Source organism: Acerihabitans arboris (genome assembly GCF_010131535.1).
Classification (GTDB): Bacteria; Pseudomonadota; Gammaproteobacteria; order Enterobacterales; family Enterobacteriaceae; genus Acerihabitans; species Acerihabitans arboris.
This window is the reverse complement of record NZ_WUBS01000008.1, coordinates 206971-226952: the sequence shown is the minus strand read 5'-3', so window position 1 is coordinate 226952 and position 19982 is coordinate 206971. Positions and strand designations below refer to the sequence as shown.

The 19982-nt window shown below is 57.9% G+C and carries 17 protein-coding genes and 2 pseudogenes; 2 read left to right on the top strand and 17 right to left on the bottom strand.

What is annotated here, in order from left to right; all coding sequences use genetic code 11:
• Positions 1 to 146: 146 nt before the first annotated feature.
• A complete protein-coding gene (locus tag GRH90_RS13080) occupies positions 147 to 1358 on the top strand; it encodes an Ig-like domain-containing protein (protein WP_162366392.1) in 1212 nt (403 codons plus the stop codon).
• Between the two features lie 172 nt (positions 1359 to 1530).
• Here the strand turns inward: GRH90_RS13080 and GRH90_RS13075 are convergent, their stop codons facing one another.
• From GRH90_RS13075 to GRH90_RS13035, 9 genes are all read right to left on the bottom strand, one after another.
• On the bottom strand, positions 1531 to 2292 hold the full coding sequence (locus GRH90_RS13075) for an ABC transporter ATP-binding protein (protein ID WP_162366391.1): 762 nt from the start codon (positions 2290 to 2292) through the stop codon (positions 1531 to 1533).
• Positions 2289 to 3176 (bottom strand): ABC transporter ATP-binding protein, encoded by an 888-nt coding sequence (locus GRH90_RS13070; RefSeq protein WP_162366390.1) that lies wholly within the window; start codon positions 3174 to 3176, stop codon positions 2289 to 2291. The genes GRH90_RS13075 and GRH90_RS13070 overlap by 4 nt, the downstream gene beginning before the upstream one ends.
• Positions 3173 to 4588, bottom strand: coding sequence for a high-affinity branched-chain amino acid ABC transporter permease LivM (livM, locus tag GRH90_RS13065; RefSeq protein ID WP_162366389.1), 1416 nt, complete (start codon positions 4586 to 4588; stop codon positions 3173 to 3175). Before livM ends, GRH90_RS13070 begins: the two co-directional genes overlap by 4 nt.
• Before the next feature lie 11 nt (positions 4589 to 4599).
• Complete coding sequence (locus tag GRH90_RS13060) at positions 4600 to 5514, bottom strand: ABC transporter permease subunit (protein WP_162366388.1); 915 nt, start codon at positions 5512 to 5514, stop codon at positions 4600 to 4602.
• Between the two features lie 197 nt (positions 5515 to 5711).
• Positions 5712 to 6833, bottom strand: coding sequence for an ABC transporter substrate-binding protein (locus tag GRH90_RS13055; RefSeq protein ID WP_162366438.1), 1122 nt, complete (start codon positions 6831 to 6833; stop codon positions 5712 to 5714).
• A 345-nt stretch (positions 6834 to 7178) separates the two neighbouring features.
• Complete coding sequence (locus tag GRH90_RS13050; protein WP_162366387.1) at positions 7179 to 8039, bottom strand: D-amino-acid transaminase; 861 nt, start codon at positions 8037 to 8039, stop codon at positions 7179 to 7181.
• A 16-nt stretch (positions 8040 to 8055) separates the two neighbouring features.
• On the bottom strand, positions 8056 to 9048 hold the full coding sequence (dgcN, locus tag GRH90_RS13045) for an N-acetyltransferase DgcN (protein WP_162366386.1): 993 nt from the start codon (positions 9046 to 9048) through the stop codon (positions 8056 to 8058).
• 607 nt (positions 9049 to 9655) lie between these two features.
• Positions 9656 to 11065 carry a bifunctional threonine/serine APC transporter ThrP gene (gene thrP, locus GRH90_RS13040; RefSeq protein ID WP_162366437.1) on the bottom strand — a complete coding sequence of 470 codons (1410 nt, stop codon included), beginning with the start codon at positions 11063 to 11065 and terminating at the stop codon, positions 9656 to 9658.
• An 85-nt stretch (positions 11066 to 11150) separates the two neighbouring features.
• On the bottom strand, positions 11151 to 11789 hold the full coding sequence (locus tag GRH90_RS13035) for an NADPH-dependent F420 reductase (RefSeq protein WP_162366385.1): 639 nt from the start codon (positions 11787 to 11789) through the stop codon (positions 11151 to 11153).
• A gap of 129 nt (positions 11790 to 11918) precedes the next feature.
• Between GRH90_RS13035 and GRH90_RS13030 the strand changes: the two genes are divergently transcribed.
• The gene (locus GRH90_RS13030) at positions 11919 to 12812 is read left to right on the top strand and encodes a LysR family transcriptional regulator (protein ID WP_162366384.1); all 894 of its coding nucleotides are present in this window, start codon (positions 11919 to 11921) and stop codon (positions 12810 to 12812) included.
• A gap of 69 nt (positions 12813 to 12881) precedes the next feature.
• Here the strand turns inward: GRH90_RS13030 and mdtH are convergent, their stop codons facing one another.
• The 8 genes and pseudogenes from mdtH to GRH90_RS12990 form a co-directional block, all read right to left on the bottom strand.
• Positions 12882 to 14096 (bottom strand): multidrug efflux MFS transporter MdtH, encoded by a 1215-nt coding sequence (gene mdtH / locus GRH90_RS13025; RefSeq protein ID WP_162366383.1) that lies wholly within the window; start codon positions 14094 to 14096, stop codon positions 12882 to 12884.
• Positions 14097 to 14160: 64 nt separating this feature from the next.
• On the bottom strand, positions 14161 to 15210 hold the full coding sequence (gene speB, locus GRH90_RS13020) for an agmatinase (protein ID WP_162366382.1): 1050 nt from the start codon (positions 15208 to 15210) through the stop codon (positions 14161 to 14163).
• 97 nt (positions 15211 to 15307) lie between these two features.
• On the bottom strand, positions 15308 to 16075 hold the full coding sequence (locus GRH90_RS13015) for an ABC transporter ATP-binding protein (protein ID WP_162366381.1): 768 nt from the start codon (positions 16073 to 16075) through the stop codon (positions 15308 to 15310).
• Between the two features lie 23 nt (positions 16076 to 16098).
• Positions 16099 to 16806, bottom strand: a pseudogene (gene hisM, locus GRH90_RS13010) (histidine ABC transporter permease HisM); the annotation flags it as partial.
• Positions 16803 to 17489, bottom strand: a complete 687-nt coding sequence (locus GRH90_RS13005) for an ABC transporter permease (protein WP_312857186.1) — start codon at positions 17487 to 17489, stop codon at positions 16803 to 16805. The gene GRH90_RS13005 and the pseudogene hisM, both read right to left, overlap by 4 nt.
• A 24-nt stretch (positions 17490 to 17513) precedes the next feature.
• Positions 17514 to 18284, bottom strand: a complete 771-nt coding sequence (locus GRH90_RS13000; protein ID WP_178113134.1) for a transporter substrate-binding domain-containing protein — start codon at positions 18282 to 18284, stop codon at positions 17514 to 17516.
• A 537-nt stretch (positions 18285 to 18821) separates the two neighbouring features.
• Positions 18822 to 19178, bottom strand: a pseudogene (arsC, locus tag GRH90_RS12995) (arsenate reductase (glutaredoxin)); the annotation flags it as partial.
• 306 nt (positions 19179 to 19484) lie between these two features.
• On the bottom strand, positions 19485 to 19670 hold the full coding sequence (locus GRH90_RS12990) for a con-10 family general stress protein (RefSeq protein ID WP_162366376.1): 186 nt from the start codon (positions 19668 to 19670) through the stop codon (positions 19485 to 19487).
• Between the last annotated feature and the right edge of the window lie 312 nt (positions 19671 to 19982).

The following is a 19982-nucleotide window of genomic DNA, read 5'->3' as shown; positions in this document are numbered from 1 at the left end:
GGCACTAGGTAAATATCGAAATTGTAATTAATGTTTTAATTTGATAGACAACATGGCAAATAAGACAATTGATAAAAAACTCAATTAAATAAACAATATGATTGCAAGAAAAATTCCTGTTTTTTCCTATCTTCAGAGGGTTTATTATGCAAAAACATAATATCATCACCGTCATAAGTTCTCCCAAGGCGAAATACCATAACCCTTGCGATCCTTGTGAAGGGCCGCGCGATCCCTGTGAAAGGCCGCAAGATTATGATGAAACACCAAAAGATGACACTTCCATATTAACCGCCGTAGTTACGGACTGCGCAACCGGGGTGCCGGTACCTTGCGTAACGGTAAAGTTCAGCTGCGATAATCCCCATGCTAAAATCAAGCATAATGCGGTAAAAACCAATGAAGCGGGCGTGGCGGAAACCGAAGTAACCTATCCCCATATTATTTATCCGCTGATTCCTGACTATAAACCCATTTTTTTTACCGCCGACATTCCTGGAGACAGCGCCTCTGTCGCTCCGGCGCCCGTAGCCATCCGTTTCCCACCGATACAGTTGATAAATGCAACTCCAATTACGGGCACCGATAATTACACAATCAACGCGGGTCAAATTGCAGCGGGACCGGCGGCATTAGTGTTTTTTCCCGATAACGATAGTTTAGGCGGAAACCAGGATGGTGATAGGGTTAGTTTTTATTGGCGTCCTGGAACCACTCCTTTCCAGAAATTCAGAAGCCAAGTACCAAACGGACAATTTGTTGTTGATTTATCATCAGCTTTGTTCAAACCGAATGAAACCTTTTCCAACGGAGCCCATGACTTCTTTATAACCTTTGCTGAAGGAACCAATCTCGGTAGCGCGGTCTCCTCTCCTGGCCAAATCGCGACAGTGTCGGGCAGCCAACTCAGCCCGCCGACGTTACCGCAGCCGGACTGGCTGCCTCTTGCGGCGTGGGTGTTTAACGTTGAATTTTTAGCTGCAGGTATATTTATAACAATTCCCAACACGGTCACCCTCGCTACAGGTGATTTGTTATCTATTTTTGTAGATGTTTTTACCGCTGGTCAAAATCCAGTATTGTATAAGACAATTACGGTTGTGAATGGCGCAACGGCAATATTGCCCACTGGCTTTCCATTAACAGCAGCAGACTTCGACGGGTTGAATGGCTACGTCGGAAGAATAAGGTATCAGATCCAAAGAGCGGCGGGTGGGCTGGAAACATCGGCGACCCGGGGTGTCAGCATCGACACGGTGCCGCCCGGCGGGGTTTTGGAATTAGAGGATGATTATTGCGGCTGCCGTGATGAATACAATCATGATTATGATCATAACCCAAGGAAATCAAGGTATTAAAAGCCGGCGTTCGGTCGCATGGGGGCTGAGCGGCAATAACGCTTAGTTTTTCGACCCGGCGCGCCACGAGATGATGGGCTTGTGCCCATCATCTCTTTTTTATCCGACCGATACCGTTTTGCCTTGCTAAACCCCTTTGCGCCCAGGCAGGTCATTATTTCAACGTTGATGGCTAAATCCCCCCCAGATACGCCTTGCGCACCTCCTGGTTGCCCAATAGCTCCGCGCCGCTGCCGCTTAACCGTATCTGCCCGTTAACCATCACATAACCCCGATCCGAGAGTTTCAGCGCGTGGTGGGCATTTTGCTCCACCAAAAAGATCGTCATGCCGCCCTGCGCCAGCTCGCGCAGGATCTGGAAAATCTGTTTGACGATAAGCGGCGCCAGTCCCAGGCTGGGTTCGTCAAGCAGCAATAATTTCGGCCGGCTCATCAGCGCGCGCGCAATGGCCAGCATCTGCTGCTCGCCGCCGGAGAGCGTCATGGCGCGCTGGTGGCGACGCTCCTTCAGGCGTGGGAACAGATCGAACATGCGCAGCAGGTCTCCGGCTTGATAACGATTGCCGATGGGAATAGTGCCCATCAGCAGGTTTTCCTCCACCGTCATATCCGGGAATACCCGCCGCCCCTCCGGCGACTGGGCAATGCCGTTGGCGGCGATAAAATGGGTGGATTTGCGGCTGATGTCCTCGGCGCGAAACAAAATCTGGCCGGCGCTGATGCGCGGCTGGCCGAAAATCGACATCAGCAGCGTGGATTTGCCCGCGCCGTTGGCGCCGATCAATGCCACCGTTTCCCCTTCGCTAACATGCAGCGAGACCTGTTGCAGCGCCTGGATCGGGCCATAGAACACGTCCACCGCGCGAAACTCCAGCAACGGGCGATTGACCGGGTTTTCAGGGGGAGATACCGGGGAGGTCCCAGGGAATATCATAGCGCCAGCTCCTCTTCGTCGGTGCCGAGGTAGGCGGCAATCACGCTCTCGTTAGCCTGGATCGCCCGCGGGGTGCCGGTGGCAATCACATCGCCATGATCGAGCACGATGATATGATCGGAGATTTCCATTACCATGCCCATATCATGTTCAATCAATAGCACCGTGATGCCGTGCCGGTCGCGCAGCAGGCGGATAATTCTGCTTAACGTGCGGGTTTCCACCGGATTGAGCCCCGCCGCCGGTTCGTCCAGGCAAATCACCTCCGGGTCGGTGCACATGGCGCGGGCAATCTCCAGCCGCCGCTGCTGTCCGTAGGACATTTCGCCCGCCAGCCGGTTGGCGCAGTCCAACAGCTCCACGACCTCCAGCCAATAAAAGGCGCGGTCCAGGGCGCGGCTCTCGGCGCGCCGGTAGCCAGGGGTATTGAGCACGCCGGCGATCAGGTTGCGGTTGACCTGCATATGCTGGGCCACCAGCAGGTTTTCCACTACCGACATTTCGCGGAACAGGCGGATATTCTGGAAGGTGCGCGCCAGCCCGGCGCGGTTGACCAGGTGGGTGCCGCCGAACATTTTATAATATATCCTCCGCCCCAGCCGGGCCGGGTGGATAAAGTCGGCGGCGCGGAATTTTTGCCCGAGGACCCGGATAATATTGGTGGGGCGCCCGCGGGTATTGAGCATAATATTGCCGCCGGTGGCCTGGTAAAACCCGGTCAGGCAGTTAAATACCGTGGTTTTGCCGGCGCCGTTGGGGCCGATCAGCGCGGTAATGGAGCCGCGCTTAACCGCCAGGTTGACATCGTTCAGCGCCTTGATACCGCCGAAATGCATCATCAGGTGCTCGACGCTCAGGATAGTCTCGCTGCCAGTGCCGCTCATGGCGCCACCCCCTTGCGGGCGGCAAAACCGGCGCGGCTGATGCGGATCAGCCCGCGCGGCCGCCAGATCATCATCGCCACCATCAGGATGCCGAACAATAGCACCCGGTACTCGGCAAAGCTGCGCAGCAGCTCGGGAGCGACGGTGAGCACAAAGGCGGCGATCACCACGCCGATGGTGGATCCCATGCCGCCCAGCACCACGATGGCCAGGATCAGCGCCGACTCAAAAAAGGTAAACGAGGTAGGATTGACAAATCCCTGGTAGGTGGCGAAAAACACCCCGGCGATGCCGGCGGTGGAGGCGCCAAGGGTAAAGGCCGACAGCTTGACCAGCACGTGGTTCAGCCCCATGGCGCGGCAGGCGATTTCATCCTCGCGCAGCGCCTCCCAGGCGCGGCCGATGGGCATGCGCGTCAGGCGGTGCTTGATATACAGCACCAGCAGCACCACTAAAATCAGCACGCCGTAGATAAAGATAAACTTCAGGTTGGGGTTATAGGTAATATTCAGGAACTCATGGACAGGCACCCCGCCCTCCCTGGCCCGACGGCCGAACTCCAGGCCGAAAAAGGTCGGCGAGGGCACCGAGACGCCGTTGGGGCCGCCGGTAAACGCCAGCCAATTGTTTAAGATCAGCCGGATAATCTCGCCAAAACCCAGGGTAACGATCGCCAGGTAATCGCCGTGCATGCGCAGCACCGGAAAGCCCAATAACGCCCCGGCCAGTCCCGCCACGATCGCCGCCAGCGGCAGCATGGACCAGAACCCCAGGCCGAGATATTCATACCCCAGCGCCAGCCCGTAGGCGCCGATGGCGTAAAACGCCACGTAGCCCAGGTCGAGCAGCCCGGCCAGACCGACCACGATATTCAGCCCCAGCCCCAGCAGCACATAGATCAGGCCGAGGATCGCCACGGTCAGCAGGTATTTGGTGGCGACAAAGGGAAACAGCGCCGCCAGGATCAGGATCAATGGAATAATCCAGCGCAGGCGGCTTTTATACCCGGCCGGGCGGACATAGACGCCGCCGCTGTCGGCGTTAAAACGCTGCGCAAAGCGCAGCCCCGGACCGGTCTGCAAAAACAGGCTGAAGGCAAAGCGCCCGACCATCACCGCCAGTATGATCCAGGCCAGGCGCGGGGCGTGGAAATTAAAACTGTAGCCGTCCAGCACCACGCCCACCACCGGGCCGAAAACGATAAGCGCGATAAGCCCGGCCAGCACCGCATCCAGCAGGCATTGGCGGATATCCAGCGCGCCGGGCGCGGCGCGCTGAGCACCGGAAGGCGGCCTGGTGGCCGGCGGCGGGGGTTGCGTCCCGGGCAATTTTGGCCCTGGCGCGGAGGCCCCCGGCAATTGGGAATCCGGCGGGAGCGCCCCGGGGGAGGATGGAGCAGTGGGTTGCGACATTATTTCTCCCTTTATACCTTAGCCACCAGCGGGCGGCCCAGCAGACCCTGCGGGCGAAAAATAAGAATGACCACCAGTAATGAAAACGAAAACACGTCTTTATAATCGGAATTTACCATGCCGGAAAACTGCGCCTCGGCAACGCCCAGGATCAGGCCGCCCAGCATGGCGCCAGGCAGCGAGCCGATGCCGCCCAGCACCGCGGCGGTGAACGCCTTGATGCCGATGATAAAACCGGCATAAAAATCAAAGGTGCCGTAGTTCATGGTAATCAATACCCCGGCCAAACCCGCCATGGCGGCGCCGATAACAAATACCCAGGAGATGATGCGGTCGGTATTGATGCCGAGAATCGAGGCCATCTTGCGGTCCTGCTGGGTGGCCCGGCACATGCGGCCGAGTTTGGTGTGGCCGATAATATAGGTCAGCGCCAGCATGCCGATCAGCGAAGCCGCCAGGATAAAGACCTTGGTGTAGGTGAGCTGGACAAAACTTTCGCCGATATGGAACCGGAACACCCCGTCCAGCATGGTGGGAATACCCTGCTGGCGCGGCCCCTGGCTGATTTGCGCATAGTTTTGCAGGATAAGCGACATGCCGATGGCGGAAATCAGCGGCGCCAGACGGGTGGAGTTGCGCAGCGGCCGGTAGGCGATGCGCTCGATAACCCAGCCGTAGACGCCGGTGACCACGATGGTAAACACCAGGGTGCCGAGGATCAGCAGCGGAAACGAATGCAGGCCGAAAAAGGACAGCAGCGCCAACCCGATGGCGCACAGATAGGCGGAGATCATATACACCTCGCCGTGGGCGAAGTTGATCATGCCGATAATGCCGTACACCATGGTGTAGCCGATGGCGATTAAACCGTAGACGGAGCCCAGCGTCAGGCCGTTGAACATCTGTTGCAGGAAGGTAGAATCCATAAATAAGCAGTCTCGTCTGGTTTAACAGGCCGCCCGGCGGCCGCACGGCTAATCGACATCCGCACGGCGCGCGGGAAATTTGCAACCTGAGGAAACATGGCATTTCTCCCTGCCCGGTTACGGCGCATGCCCGTGGGCATCCCCGTAAGCCGGGCCATGGATTGGCCTGTAGGCGTCACCCTAAGCCTGCCGGGGAATTACGGTATTTCGTGGTATTTGCCCTGGTCGTCCCATTGATAGACCACATAATCGGATACCTTCAGGTCCCCTTTGCTGTCCCAGGCCTTTTTGCCCATCACCGTATCCACGCTGTTGGCTTTCAGCCAGGCGCTGGCCTTGGCGGAGTCGCCGCCGCCGACGGCGTTAAACGCCGCGGCGATGGCCTGTACCGACGCATAGGAATAAAGGGTGTAGCCTTCCGGTTCAAACTTGTTGGCGCGGAATTTTTCAATCACCGTTTTGCCTTCGGGGATCACGCGCGGATCCTTGCCGAAGGTCATCAATACGCCGTTGGTATACTGCGGGCCGCCGGCGGCGGTAACCAGTTCGCTGGTGACGACGCAATCGCCGGAGAAGAATTTGGCGGTTACGCCCTGCTCGCGCATCTGGCGCACCAGCGGGCCGGCCTCGGGATGGCATCCGCCGAAGTAGACCACGTCCGGATCCAGCGAGCGGATTTTGGTCACCAGGGCGTTGAAGTCTTTTTCACCGCGCGACAGGCCTTCGTACATCACCTCTTTAACGCCGCGTTTATTCAGCTCCGACTTGGTGGCATCCGCCAGGCCCTGGCCGTAGGTGTCTTTGTCATGGATGATGGCCACTTTTTTAGCCTTCAGCTTATCGATAATGTAGTTGCTGGCAATCAATCCCTGCTGGTCGTCGCGGCCGCACATGCGGAACATGGCGGTCTGGCCGCGCTCGGTGATCTGCGGATTGGTGGAACCGGGGGTGATGGCGATAATGCCGGCCTCGTCATAGACTTCCGACGCCGGCATGGTGGAGGAAGAGCAGAAATGGCCAATCACCGCCTTGACGTGCTCCTGGTCCACCAGGCGGTTGGCCACCGCCACCGCCTGCTTGGGTTCGCAGGCGTCATCCCCCTGGACCAGGGTAATTTTTTCCCCTTTGATGCCGCCGGCGGCGTTAATATCCGCGGCCGCCTGGGACGCGCCGCGCCAGTATTGATCGCCATAGGTGGCATTGGGTCCGGAAAACGGTCCGGCGACGCCGATAACAATATCGGCATGGGCGGAAAAGGCCGCGCCCAGGCAACCGATAAGCAGGGCGGAAAGCGGAGTTCTTATCAATTTCATTGACATCATCTGGTTCCTTTATACTGTTTTAGCAAGACGCCCGAGGCGTGGACCATGAATCCTGAAGCTTAAACGTACAACCCATGAAGACGGCGGGTATTAACCCTAACAAAATAAGCAATTATCCGGCCATAATGGCAAACGCGGGCAAGTTAGCGGGTGACAACAGTTCCGCATCGCCCGCGGATAACCCCGGAGGCGCGCGGGCCGCACCCGATGAGTGCGCCGCGGCCGGCGGCGAGCGGTACTGGCGCCGTGGTTGCACCATTGCGGTGACACCGTCTATTAAAGACTATCTTTTAACGTTAATATCTAATTTCAATAACAAACCGGGCATGTATCACATTAAAATCACGCGGTGGCCCGCAGCGCCATTTCCACATATATCGCGCGCAGCGCCCGGGTCACCGGGCCGGGCTCGCCGTCCCCCACCGCCCTGCCGTCGATATTAACCACCGGCCAGATAAAGGTGGTGGCGGAACTGATAAACGCCTCGCGGGCGTTATAGGCCTCCTCGACGCTGAAGGCGCGCTCCTCAAAGGGGATATTATGGGTTTTGGCCAATTCCAGCAGCGAGCGGCGGGTTATGCCATGCAAAATATCGTTGCTGAGCGGCCGGGTTACCAGGGTACCGGATTCGGTGACAATCCAGGCGTTGCAGGCGCTGCCTTCGGTTACCATGCCGTCTTCCACCAGGAAGGCATCGTCCGCGCCCCGGGCGTGGGCATACTCCTTGGCCAGGCAGGGAGCCAGCAGCCCGACCGTCTTGATATCACGTCGGCGCCAGCGGATATCCTCCAGGGTAATGACCCGGATACCCTTTATCGCCCTGGCGTTATCGATAACCGGCCGCGCCTGGGTAAACAGCGTAAGCGTTGGCGCCGTACCGGCCGGAGGGAAATCAAACTCCCGGTCGCCGGTGGAACCACGGCTTAGCTGCAGGTACACCGCCCCTTCCCGCAGTTGATTGCGGGCAATCAGCTCCCGCTGTATGGCTTCGAGCTCACCGGGAGTGACTGGTAGGGTGAGCTGCAGTTCCCGGCAGGATCGCACCAGACGGCCGATATGCCCGTCGTTTTCCAATAACTTGCCGTTTAACACCGCGGTCACTTCATAGACCGCGTCGGAGAACAGAAATCCCCGATCGAAGATCGACACCCTGGCGTCCTGTTCCGGCACGTATTCGCCGTTAAGATAGACAATTCTGGTCATGGGTTATCCCGCGTGGTTAAAGTTGCTCGATAATGCGGCCGACGCCCTGACGAAACGGATCCACCACCGGCAAACCGTACAATGTTTCCAGTTCGGCCATATAGGCCAGCGCGTCCGCCCCGGACATCAGCGCGCTGTTGATGGAGATGCCGGCAAACCGCGCCTGCGGATTGGTCAGCCGCGCCGCCTGGAGGTTAAGCGCCATACATTCGGCCAGCCCCGGCAGCGGATAATCCACGCCGCGCATGGCGGTGCGCGTCGGCTCATGGCACAACACCAGCGCATCCGGCTGCGCGCCGTGGATCAGCCCTAGGGTTACCCCGGCGAACGACGGGTGGAACAGCGATCCCTGCCCCTCGATAACGTCCCAATGGTCCGGGTCGTTGTCCGGCGCCAGCGTTTCCACCGCGCCGGCGATAAAGTCCGCCACCACCGCGTCGATACTGATGCCCGCGCCGCTGACCAGGATGCCGGTCTGGCCGGTGGCGCGAAACGTGGCTTTTTTACCCTGCTCCAGCATGGCTTTCTCGATAGCCAACGCGGTATACATTTTGCCGCAGGAGCAGTCGGTGCCGACCGGCAGCAGCCTTTTGCCGACGCGTTTGCGGCCGTTGCCCACCGGTAGCGCGGCGTTGGTATGGCGCACGTCGAACAGCGAGCGGCCCAGACGATCCGCCGTTTCTTTCAGCACCGGCACGTCCGACAGGCGGTTATGCAGTCCGGCGGCCAGATCCATGCCGTTTTCCAGTGCGTCGCGCAGCGCCTCGACCCAATGATCGGCAATCACCCCACCGCGATTGGCCACGCCGATCACCAGCGTTTTGGCCCCCATGGCGCGGGCGGCGGCGATATCCAGATCGGGCAGGCCGCAGTCCACCCGGCAGCCCTCCATGCGCAGCTGGCCGACGCAGTATTCCGGATGCCAGTGGCGAATGCCCGTGGCCACTTTGGCCGCCAGCCGGTCGTGCGCGTCCGCCAGGAACAGCAGGTAAGGTTTTTGGATTTCCATCAGCTACGCCTCATTAAACAGTAACGGTAAAAGGTGCGCCCCACCGATGCTGCGCGCCTGTTATTTCACTGACAGAGGCGGCCCGGGTGTTAGCGCGGTAACATGATCAAAGCACGGGTCATGCCAAATCGGCGGTTATGAAAAATAGTGATATAAATCATATGAATAAATTATATTTCCCCGTGCCGCCGCGGATTTCCGGCGCTAACCGGGGCGTTTTTGCACCAATTACAGGCATTAACACTGTTTTAATGCCCTATGATGGTGAATTTTAATAAATTATTAACAAATAGCGAGTTTATACTCTGTAATATTGAGGTAATACTGGCATAAACCCCGGTTTGGCAACTGGCAATCCGATATAAAAACCGAATTTCACCGCGGTTTGACGCGATTTATGCGGCCAACCCGTGCTTGCATCCCAAAAAAAAACCTAAACCGCTTGTTTACCACCGCTGAAGCAGAAGCAGCAATAGAAACAAGGAGTTTAGGTTTTACCTGAACGGCGGCATTGCCGCCGACTACAGTGATTGATAATGCCGCCGGCGCGCTATTTTAACAAGAGTCGGCCGGCGACAGATGTTGATAATGTGATGCCGCTCAGATTTTAATCAACCGCAGCGCCTTCGGCATTCACCGCCGCCGGCGCCCCGGCCTTGGCCTTGTTAAAACCCAGTAATCGGTAAACTACTGAAACCAAGATTAAAAAAGACGACCCGACGATCAGCGACAGCCGGGTATCGGGACTGAAGGCCATGCCCGCCAGTACGCAGATTAAAAAGGCCATGGTCAGGTAGTTGGACCAGGGAAACCATACCGAGCGAAACGGATGGGACGCCATGGCGCTCCGGTGGGCCCGGCGAAAGCGCAGTTGGCTGATTAACACCACAAACCAGGGCACCATGCCCGGCAGGACGCTGGCGCTATAGACATAGACAAACACCCGCTGCGGATTGGGAATTATATAATTCAGGCAGGATCCCAACAGCAATATCACAATGGACAGCATCACGCCCACCGCCGGGATGCCGTTGCGGGACACCCGCCCCACCGCCGCCGGCAGCTGGCGATTATTCGCCAGGGCGTACAGCATGCGCCCGCAGCTGTACATGCCGCTGTTGCAGCCGGACAGCGCGGCGGTCAGGATAACAAAATTGATAATACCCGCCGCCGCGGTAATGCCGATTTTGGCAAAGGTCAGCACGAACGGGCTGCCGCCGCCGTCGATTTCATTCCAGGGAAAAATAGCGACGATAACAAAGATCGCCCCGACGTAAAAAATCAGGATGCGCCACAGGATCTTGCCTATCGCTCTCCTGAGGGTCACCTGCGGGTTGCTGGCCTCGCCGGCGGTGATGCCTACCAGTTCCACCCCCTGGTAGGATGCCACCACGATACAGAGCGCAAACAGCAGGCCCTTCCAGCCGCCGGCAAAAAAGCCGCCATGGGCGGTGAGATTACCGAGTCCGACCGGATGGCCGTGGTTGCCGATACCAAAAAATATAATGCCCAGCCCCACCACGATCATGACCACGATGGTGGTGATTTTAATCATCGCGAACCAGAACTCAATTTCGCCATAGAGTCTGACCGCGGCCAGGTTGGCGAGAGCCACCAGCGCGACGGCGGCCAGCGCCGGCAGCCACTGCGGCAGCCCGGGAAGCCAGTATTGGACATAGACGCCGATGGCGGTGATTTCCGACACGCCCACCGCCATCCACATAAACCAGTAGCTCCAGGCGGTGAGATAACCAAAAAACGGGCTCATATAGCGGTGGGCATAGACCGCGAAGGATCCGGCAATGGGCTCGAGATAGAGCATCTCGCCCATGGAGCGCATAATGAAAAACACAAATAAACCGGCGATAATATAGGCCAGCAGCACCGAGGGTCCGGCCCATTGCAGCGTACTGGCGGCCCCCATGAACAGGCCGACGCCGATGGTGCCGCCGAGGGCTATCAGTTCAATGTGCCGGGCCTTGAGGCCGCGCTGCAACTCCTGTTTTGGTTCCACTATCATCCCTCAGTATCTGTTTGCACATCCCCGCGCGCGGGTCTGACGATGCGTTTTATCGAGGGAAAGGAGATTACCGCATTTTCAGCTATATAACATGTTCCTCATCGTTATCAGCCAATGCTTTTTGCAGCCCGGCAATATCAAAACGCTCGCAATACATCGGCCTGCCCCGCTGGAAGCGCCATCCCTCTGCCAAGGGTCCGGCATCCACCGCGTCAAAACCGAATTGTTCGATAAGCGCCGTCGCCGTTCGTTTGGCCGCCGCGTCGTCGCCGCTGATGGGCAGCGCGCGCCGCCCCGGCGTGCCGGCCGGCAGCCCGTCGCGTTCCAGATCGTTAACGCGGATGGAGTTAAACGCCTTGACGATCTTGGCCCCGGCAAGATGGCGGGCCAGCAGTTCGCTGGTCGTCGTGGAGTGATTATCCAGTTCGGGCATGTGTCCATCGCGCTCGGGATAATAATTATTCGCGTCCAGCACGACTTTACCGGCCACGGGCGCAACCGGGATTTCCCGGTAATTCTTCAGCGGAACGGCGACCACCACCACTTCGCCAAAAGCGGCCGCTTGTTCCGCGCTGCCGGTTAGACAGCCTATGGACGCCACCAGGCTCGTCAGGGTGTGCGGGCCGCGGGAATTACTGACCATCACCTCATGTCCCTGGTCGACCGCAAGTCGGGCGATGGCGCGGCCGATAAAACCCGCGCCGATAATGCCTATTTTCATGATGCAGCTCCTGTTGCAAGGGAAAGTGTTCAAAAGTGACTTTACATTGCCAACCTTTATGCGATAAATAGGCATAATATCGCTAATCTCACAACCTATGGTTGTGAATAATTCGACGGGAGAGCATTGATGGACCGACTGACCAGCATGGCGGTATTTGTCAAAGTCGCCGATCGGGGCTCCTTTGCCGCCGCCGCCGACGCGCTGAATATCTCGGCGCAAATGGTGGGCAAGCATGTGGTATTCCTGGAGGATCGCCTGGGCGCACGTCTGCTTAACCGCACCACCCGCCGGCAGAGTTTGACCGAAATCGGCCTGGCGTTTTACCAGCGCTGCAAAATCGTGCTGGCCGAGGCGCAGGCGGCGGAATCCGTCGCACTTGAACTCAGCGCTACGCCACGCGGCCAGCTGCGCGTCAATGCACCGGTCACCTTCGGCGCCTACGCCCTGACGCCGATGATCAACCGATACCTGCTGGCGTATCCGGAGGTGTCGATGGATTTGACCCTAACCGATCGGTTTGTGGATATGGTGGATGAAGGCTACGAGGCGGTAATTCGCCTCGGCGCGCTCAAGGACTCGAGCCTTGCCGCCCGCGAGCTGGCGCCCTACCGGCTGATTGCCTGCGCGTCGCCGGGCTATCTGGCCCGCTGCGGCCTGCCGCGGCAATTAAACGATCTCGAACATCATGAGTGCCTGGGTTACAGCTTCTGGTCGGGTCCGCCGCGCAGCGAATGGCAATTTATCCGGCAGGGGGAAGCTTCCCAGGTACGGGTGCAGAGCCGCCTGCAGGTCAACGACAGTTCGGCGTTGCTGACCGCCGCGCTGAACGACGGCGGCATTATCCTCGGCGCCGAGGTGATACTGCGGCCCTATCTGGCGTCCGGCCAGTTGCTGCGGGTGTTGCCGGAATATGAAGCGCCGTCCCGGCCGCTGCATATCCTGTTCGCCGCCCACCGGCAGTTGACGCCGAAACTGCGCAGTTTTATCGACCTTGTGGTGGCGGAATTCGGGGCCGGGTAATACGGCACCGGCATCGTCCTCCCGTTCCGCGTTACCGCTATGCGATTGTGCCGTCACGCGCAGAATCCCCTACAGGCTGCGCAAATTCGCTACTTTCGGCGCGGGCTGATGCCGGAACCGCAGCCACAGCCCGACGGTGGTCAACGCGCCGACCAGGCCGAGGATCAGCCAGGGCAGCGCCGTCATTTGGCTGCGATCGCCCAAATCATACAGCCAGCCGCCGCCGGTATAACCCAGCGCGCCGCCCACCGCCGCCCCGAACCGGCTAAATCCCATGTAACTGCCGCGCGCGCGATAATCCGCCAGTTCGGCGCTGAGCGTCTCCCGAGCCGGTTCGGCGATCAGCGAGCCGAGATAGAACAGCACCACCAGGCTGAACAGGATGCCGACGGTACTGATAAACCCCACGCATATCAGGCTCAGCGCCATCAGCACCAGTCCGAACATCAGCCGGTGCTCCAGGCGAAAATGCCGCTCGCTCCAGCGCGCCAGCGGATAGAGCAACACTAACGCCATGACGGCGTCGATAGAGTACATCCAGCCTACCGCCGCGGGCGTGCCGGCAATCTTTTGCACGGCAATCGGCAGCATCAGCATCACCTGCACGTTCAGGATGTAATATCCGGTAAGGATCAGCACATAACGACGAAACGGCCGATCGTTGAACGCCCGCGACATCCCCGCCAGTACCGGCGCGCGCACGCTGGAGAGCTTATAAGCCGGCAGTTTCCAGGCATTCCACCCGGCGGCCAGCAGGAAAAACGCCATGCCGGCCAGGCACACCCGCTGGAAATCATAGGTCAGCAGCAGCCAGCTGCCGAGCAACGCGCCCAACACCCGAAAGGCGCTGTCCTCCACCATTAAAATGGAGTAAAAACGCCCGCGCTCATAGGGACGCACCAGCTTTATCACCATCGCCGAACGGCAGGGGCCGAACAGCATGCCGCCCAGGGCCGCCAGGGCGCAGGCCAGCATCAGGATCCACCCCCGATCGGCAAAAGCCATCACGCCGAAACCGGCGGCGCGCAGGATAAGGCCGATAACGATCATCGGCTTGGCGCCGAATAAATCGGCAATGGCGCCGCCGAGAATGCCGGTGCCGGACTGCAGGAACTGCCAAATACCCAGCGACACGCCGACAATCACCGCCGGCCAGCCAAGCTGCTCGACAAAATGGACCGACAGCAGAGGAAACACCGCTGAAAAACCCAGTTCCAGCAGCATATTATCAAATAATAAAAAGCGCTTTCCGGCACGTCGCGCCCGCGCGGTTACAGGTAGCATAGTTCGCCTGTTTTTCCCTAATCATGAATAAGCGGCCCGCCGCTCGGGACGGGCCTTTATAGTGTTAACGCCGACGGCCGGGCGCCAGGGCGATCAGGCACAGTTCGGTAAATAATACCTGGGCGGTAATCTGGGCGGTATTCGACGTGGCGTCATATTGCGGCGCCACTTCAACCACATCGGCGCCGATGATATTCATGCCGGCCATGGCGCGCAGGATCTGCTGCACTTCGCGCGGGGTTAATCCGCCCACCTCCGGCGTGCCGGTGCCGGGGGCATAACCCGGATCCACCGAATCGATATCAAACGAGATATAGACATCCGATTCCCCCACCACCCGCGTGATCTGTTCGATGGCATAGGCGGTGCCTTTTTCCAAAATATCCTCGCCGTAAACCACCGTCATGCCGGACTCGATGGAAAACTCGCCGTGATAGGCACCGCCGCCGCGAATGCCGATTTGCACGCACTTTTCGGGGTCCAGCACGCCATCGAGCACCGCCTGGCGGAAGGGGCCGCCATGGTGATATTTGGTGCCGTAGGCGCCGGAGGTATCGCAGTGGGCGTCAAAATGCACGCAGGCCACGGGCCGGTCTTTCCCTACCGCGCGCAATATGGAATAGGTAATGGAATGGTCGCCGCCGACGGTTAACGGCACCACCCCGGCCTCCATGACCCGCAGGTAATAACGTTCGATATCCTCATGGCACTGCTCCAGGCTACGCGGATTGGTAAAGGCCACGTCGCCGACGTCCATGACCTTGAGCCGCCCGGCCGGGGCGATATTCAAAATACGATCGTAGGGACCGACCCGGCTGACCGAGCGCACCGCCTGGGGGCCGAAACGGCAGCCGGGACGATCGCCCGCGCCCAGGTCCATGGGCACGCCGATAATGGCCACATCCAGGCCGTCAAACTGGTGTTCATAAGCACCCGAATCATAAGCCAAATTCAGGAACGTGGCCGGATCGGCGAGCGGCCATTTACTGTGCCCCGTGGCCCTGCTGGCGCCCGGCACTTTCGCCGCCTCGGCGAAATCGGGATGGTATATTTTGCCCTCTTCAATCTGGTTGCCGAATTTTTCGCGCAGCTGCGCCAGTTTTTCATCATTCATAACGACCTCTTTTGCCTGGGTCCGGGCGCGCGCGGTCCATGCCGTATCATCGCCGGACGGTAATAAATCAGGTTGCGCCGGAGGCAGATTGCCGCGGCTATTTTAAATTTCCGCTGAGAAAGCCGCGCAGGCGTTCGCTTTGCGGATGGGTCAGCACTTCCCCCGGGTGCCCCTGTTCTTCTATTTTGCCCTGATGCAGGAACAGCACCTGGCTGGACACATGGCGCGCAAAAGCCATTTCATGGGTGACCACCAGCATGGTGCGGCCCTCTTCGGCCAGCAATTGCATCACTTTCAGCACCTCGCCCACCAATTCCGGATCCAGCGCCGACGTCGGCTCGTCGAACAGCATAATATCCGGTTCCATGGCCAGCGCCCGGGCGATGGCCACCCGCTGCTGCTGGCCGCCGGACATATGCGACGGATATTGCGTCGCCGCCTGCAGCGGCAAACCGACCTTATTCAAATAATGTTTTGCCCGTTCTACCGCCTCGGATTTTTTTAATCCCAGCGCGTTGATCGGCGCCAGGATAATATTTTCCATGGCGGTAAGATGACCCCATAAATTAAAATGCTGGAATACCATGCTCAGCCGCGTGCGTATTTTTTGCAGCTGCGCGCGGTCGGCCACCTGCATATTGCCGTGCTTATCCTTGATGGTATTGACCAGCTTGCCGTCGAAAAAGATGGCGCCGTCATCCGGCCGTTCAAGAAAGTTAATGCAACGCAGCAGCGTGCTTTTGCCTGATCCGCTGGCGCCGATCAGGCTCACCACGTCGCCGGCCCGCGCCCGCAGGGAGACGCCCTTTAATACCTGATTGTCGCCGAAACTTTTGCGGAAATTATCGACCAGTAATTTTTCCATCTGGAGCTCCTCGCTTCCGGCAGGGCTTTGGGTCGGGTAAACGCCAGCCAGCGCCGTTCCCCCAGCCGGAAAAGCGTGATTAATAAACAAGAGGCCGCCAAATAAATCAGCGCGGCGATACCGTAGGCCTGGAACGACATATAGGTTTCGGCATTCACATCGCCGGCGACCTTCAGCACATCCGGCACCGTGGCGGTAAACGCAATGGCGGTGGCGTGCAGCATCAAGATCACTTCGTTACCGTAATAGGGTAAGGCGCGGCGCAGCGCCGCCGGCAGGATAATAGTCCGGTACATGGCCACGCGTCCCAGGCCAAAGGCCCGGGCCGCTTCTATTTCCCCCGCCGCGACGGCTTTGATGGCCCCGGCGAACAGCTCGGTGGTAAAGGCGGTGGTATTCAGTCCCAGCGCCAGGATGGCGCAATAAAATCCGTTGCGAAAAAACGCGTTTAATACCGGCTGATGTTGGATAAAACCCAGGCTATACAGCCCGGAGTAAATCAGCAGCAGTTGTATATATAGCGGCGTGCCGCGAAATAAATAGGTAAAACACCATACCGGCGCCGACAGCCACCGGCGCTTTGACGCCCTGGCCACCGCCAGGGGCAGCGACAGCGCAAATCCCATCAACAACGATATCACCAGCAGCCATAAGGTCACCACCAGGCCCGAATATTGATAACCGTCGTGCCAGAGATAGGCGCGCCAATAATCATGGAGAATGGCGATCATAACTGCGCCTCGCGCACGCCGACGTTATAGCGCCGGACCAGCAAGGCCAGCAAAATGCTGGACACCGTGGTCACCAGTAAATAAAACAGTGCGGCCAGCGCCAGATACAAAAACAGCTGTCCCGACCCCTTGCCCGCGTCCTGCGCGGCTTTGGTCACGTCCGCGAGACCTATCAGCGACACCAGCGCCGTCGCTTTCACCAAGATCAGCCAGTTATTGCCCAGGCTGGGCAGGGCGAAACGCATCATCTGCGGGAACATCACCAGCCGCAGCGCCTGGCCGCGGCTAAGGCCGAACGCGTGCGCCGCCTCCATCTGCCCGGCGGGCACGGCGATAAACGCCCCCCGGAACGTCTCGGTGAAATAGGCGCCGTAGATAAAGCCCAGCGTAATCACCCCGGCGCCCAGCGGGTCGATATCGATCTGCTCCCAGACGAGAAAATCGGTGACGCGGTTCAGCCCCATTTGCAGGCTGTAAAACACCAGCAGCATGATCGCCAGATCGGGCACGCTGCGAATAACGGTGGTATACAGCCCGCCGAGGCCCCGCAGCAGGCTGCTGGCGGACAGCCTGGCCAGCGCGCCCAGGAAACCGAACGCCAGTGATAACAACAGCGACAGCAGCGACAGCCTGACCGTCATGGCAATCCCGCTCAGCAACATATCGCTATAACCTTGAGGGATCATGCCGACCTCCATGCGGTATGGTTATTCACCGTAGACATCAATGCTCGGCGGAAAGTATTTTTTGGCGATGGCCTGATAGGTGCCGTCGGCGCGCAGCGCGGCGAGCGCCCGGTTAATCTCGGCCACCAGTTGCGGATTGTCCTTGCTCACGCCGATAGCCGATACGCCGGTGCCCAATAGCGGGTCTTTAATGGCCGGGCCCGCGAAAGCGTAGCCTTTGCCTTTTTCAGTGGCGAGAAAACCCAGTTGCCCCTGCACCTCGCCGGTCATCACGGCGTCCAGCCGGCCCGAGCTCAGGTCGTTATAGGCCAGATCCTGGTTGCCGTAGGAAGTGATCTTCACGCCCTCCGGCGCCCATTTCTTCTTGGCGAAGGATTCATTATTGGTGCCTTGCTCCACGCCGATATTTTTGCCGCGCAAAGTGGCGACATCGGCGCCGATGGGCGAGTCTTGGCGGGCGATAAGACGGCTGCTGCCGCCATGAACCTTATCGGTAAACAACAGCAGTTTCTGGCGCGCTTCGGTAATGCCGATCGAGGCCAGGATAGCGTCATATTTGCGCGCTTGCAGCGCCGGTATCATGGTGGAGATTTCCGTTTCCACCCAGACGCATTTTTTATGCAGGTCTTGGCAAATGGCATTGCCCAAATCAATTTCAAACCCTGTCATCTGGCCGTCGCTGCCGCGATATTCATAAGGGGCGTAACCCAGCGCGGTGCCAAATCGCAGGGTATCCGTTTGCGCCGCCTGCGATAGGGCGCTAAAACAAGTGCCGGCGATCAATAATGTCAAACCCACTGTCTTATTAATGGAAAAGAAGTTCATAATATGATATGGCCTTAAATAAACCTTCAAAAATATAACGAAACGAATGCGCTTCCCCAAATGTCGAATTAATTTTGCAAACGGCGTGCCACATTGCCATTTCCAATAAGGCAATAATAAAAAACAACACATAACATATTGAATATTATTGAATTTTATTAAAATAAACATTCAATTATAACAACGAAATAAACTATCGATAAAAACGCTTTATTATCAAATTTTGTTTACGATAAGGTTATTTTATTATTAATTTTATTGTTGTGCCCCGGTGCGCATAATATGTGCATGGCTGCACCACTTTAGCGCCGGGGCGAAGGAAAGACGTGTTGGCACGCGATTATTCCGGCGCGGCCGTCGCAAGGGCGCAAATGCTTCGATTCAGCTACGGCGCCGGGAGAGAGCAAACATTTACCGCCCGATGACCCGGCGCCCTACGGCGCCGGCGCAGGACTTAGCACGGCGACGCAGGCAAGGGCCGCTTTAGGGTTAAACGGCTGGAGAAGCCTGCGGCAGGATCTCGAACACCGCCTCTTTGGGCCGGCACAACCGGGTGCCCAGGGGTGTCACGACAATGGGACGGTTGATTAATACCGGGTATTGCGCCATAAATTCGATAAGCTGTTCGTCGGTCCAATGGTCATCCGCCAGGCCAAGCTGCTGGTAAGGATCGTTTTTGGTGCGGATCAGCGCGCGGACCGGCAGTCCCGTGGCGATGATTAATTTTTGCAACTGCCGGCGGTTGGGGGGCGTTTTCAGGTACTCGATTACCGTCGGTTCCAAGCCACGCTCGCGCAGCAGGGCCAACGTATTACGCGAGGTGCCGCAGCCGGGGTTGTGATAGATAATGATGTCGCTCATGAATAAGTCCTGTGGCGTTGACGAAACTGCGCAATGGGGTGGTTATTATCGTCAATAGCGCCTTACTGCGCACGCGATTTGTCCCGGAGCCCTCGACGGAGCCATATGCGCGGGATTATCGCGCCGCCTCAACGAGACCATATGCGCGGAACTGTCCAGAGCCAGATAGGGAGTTAGAAATACCGCAGCCGGACCCAGGTCCGGCTGCGTTTGCTTGTTCTGTTACATAATTACTCTGTTGTGGACAGGCGATAAAACCTTGCAGATTATAATTATGTAGCTGCGATCCAAGCATAGCAATGGGCATTATTTCGACGGTTTCCTGCCGCCGCCATGGCTGTTGCGCCCGCCTTTTCCACCGGCTTCGGATGCGCGCTGCGGGTCGTTTTTAAAGTTGCCGCCGCTCGCCTGACCGCCTTTCCTGCCGGCGCTGGATGCTTTTTCACGATCTTCCGCAAAGTTGCCCGATCCGCCACGATGTTGTTCAGCCATCTTAAACCTCCAATTAAAGTAAATTTCCATACATTAAACAGCTATGGATTAGAATAGATTACCCATACTGAATGCAAATGGCTTAAATTCAGCTTGGGTTGAATATTCCGCCTATTACTTCTTTATTTCCCAATGAAAGCATGCTTACTGCACATTATGTTATTGGTACACTTAATACTAGCCTACCTATGCAACCTGGCAAGGGCCATTTACAGAATGATACAAAGTGTGAAAGAATGCCTGGCCGCAATCGTAAAAAAATAGGCTTAACGCCATGAATATCAAGCAATACAACCCATCATATTATGCCAA

Coding starts and splice junctions, on each gene's coding strand:
- GRH90_RS13080 (WP_162366392.1), top strand. CDS start 147: ATGCAAAAACATAATATCATCACCGTCATAAGTTCTCCCAAGGCGAAA.
- GRH90_RS13075 (WP_162366391.1), bottom strand. CDS start 2,292: ATGATATTCCCTGGGACCTCCCCGGTATCTCCCCCTGAAAACCCGGTC.
- GRH90_RS13070 (WP_162366390.1), bottom strand. CDS start 3,176: ATGAGCGGCACTGGCAGCGAGACTATCCTGAGCGTCGAGCACCTGATG.
- livM (WP_162366389.1), bottom strand. CDS start 4,588: ATGTCGCAACCCACTGCTCCATCCTCCCCCGGGGCGCTCCCGCCGGAT.
- GRH90_RS13060 (WP_162366388.1), bottom strand. CDS start 5,514: ATGGATTCTACCTTCCTGCAACAGATGTTCAACGGCCTGACGCTGGGC.
- GRH90_RS13055 (WP_162366438.1), bottom strand. CDS start 6,833: ATGTCAATGAAATTGATAAGAACTCCGCTTTCCGCCCTGCTTATCGGT.
- GRH90_RS13050 (WP_162366387.1), bottom strand. CDS start 8,039: ATGACCAGAATTGTCTATCTTAACGGCGAATACGTGCCGGAACAGGAC.
- dgcN (WP_162366386.1), bottom strand. CDS start 9,048: ATGGAAATCCAAAAACCTTACCTGCTGTTCCTGGCGGACGCGCACGAC.
- GRH90_RS13035 (WP_162366385.1), bottom strand. CDS start 11,789: ATGAAAATAGGCATTATCGGCGCGGGTTTTATCGGCCGCGCCATCGCC.
- GRH90_RS13030 (WP_162366384.1), top strand. CDS start 11,919: ATGGACCGACTGACCAGCATGGCGGTATTTGTCAAAGTCGCCGATCGG.
- mdtH (WP_162366383.1), bottom strand. CDS start 14,096: ATGCTACCTGTAACCGCGCGGGCGCGACGTGCCGGAAAGCGCTTTTTA.
- speB (WP_162366382.1), bottom strand. CDS start 15,210: ATGAATGATGAAAAACTGGCGCAGCTGCGCGAAAAATTCGGCAACCAG.
- GRH90_RS13015 (WP_162366381.1), bottom strand. CDS start 16,075: ATGGAAAAATTACTGGTCGATAATTTCCGCAAAAGTTTCGGCGACAAT.
- GRH90_RS12990 (WP_162366376.1), bottom strand. CDS start 19,670: ATGGCTGAACAACATCGTGGCGGATCGGGCAACTTTGCGGAAGATCGT.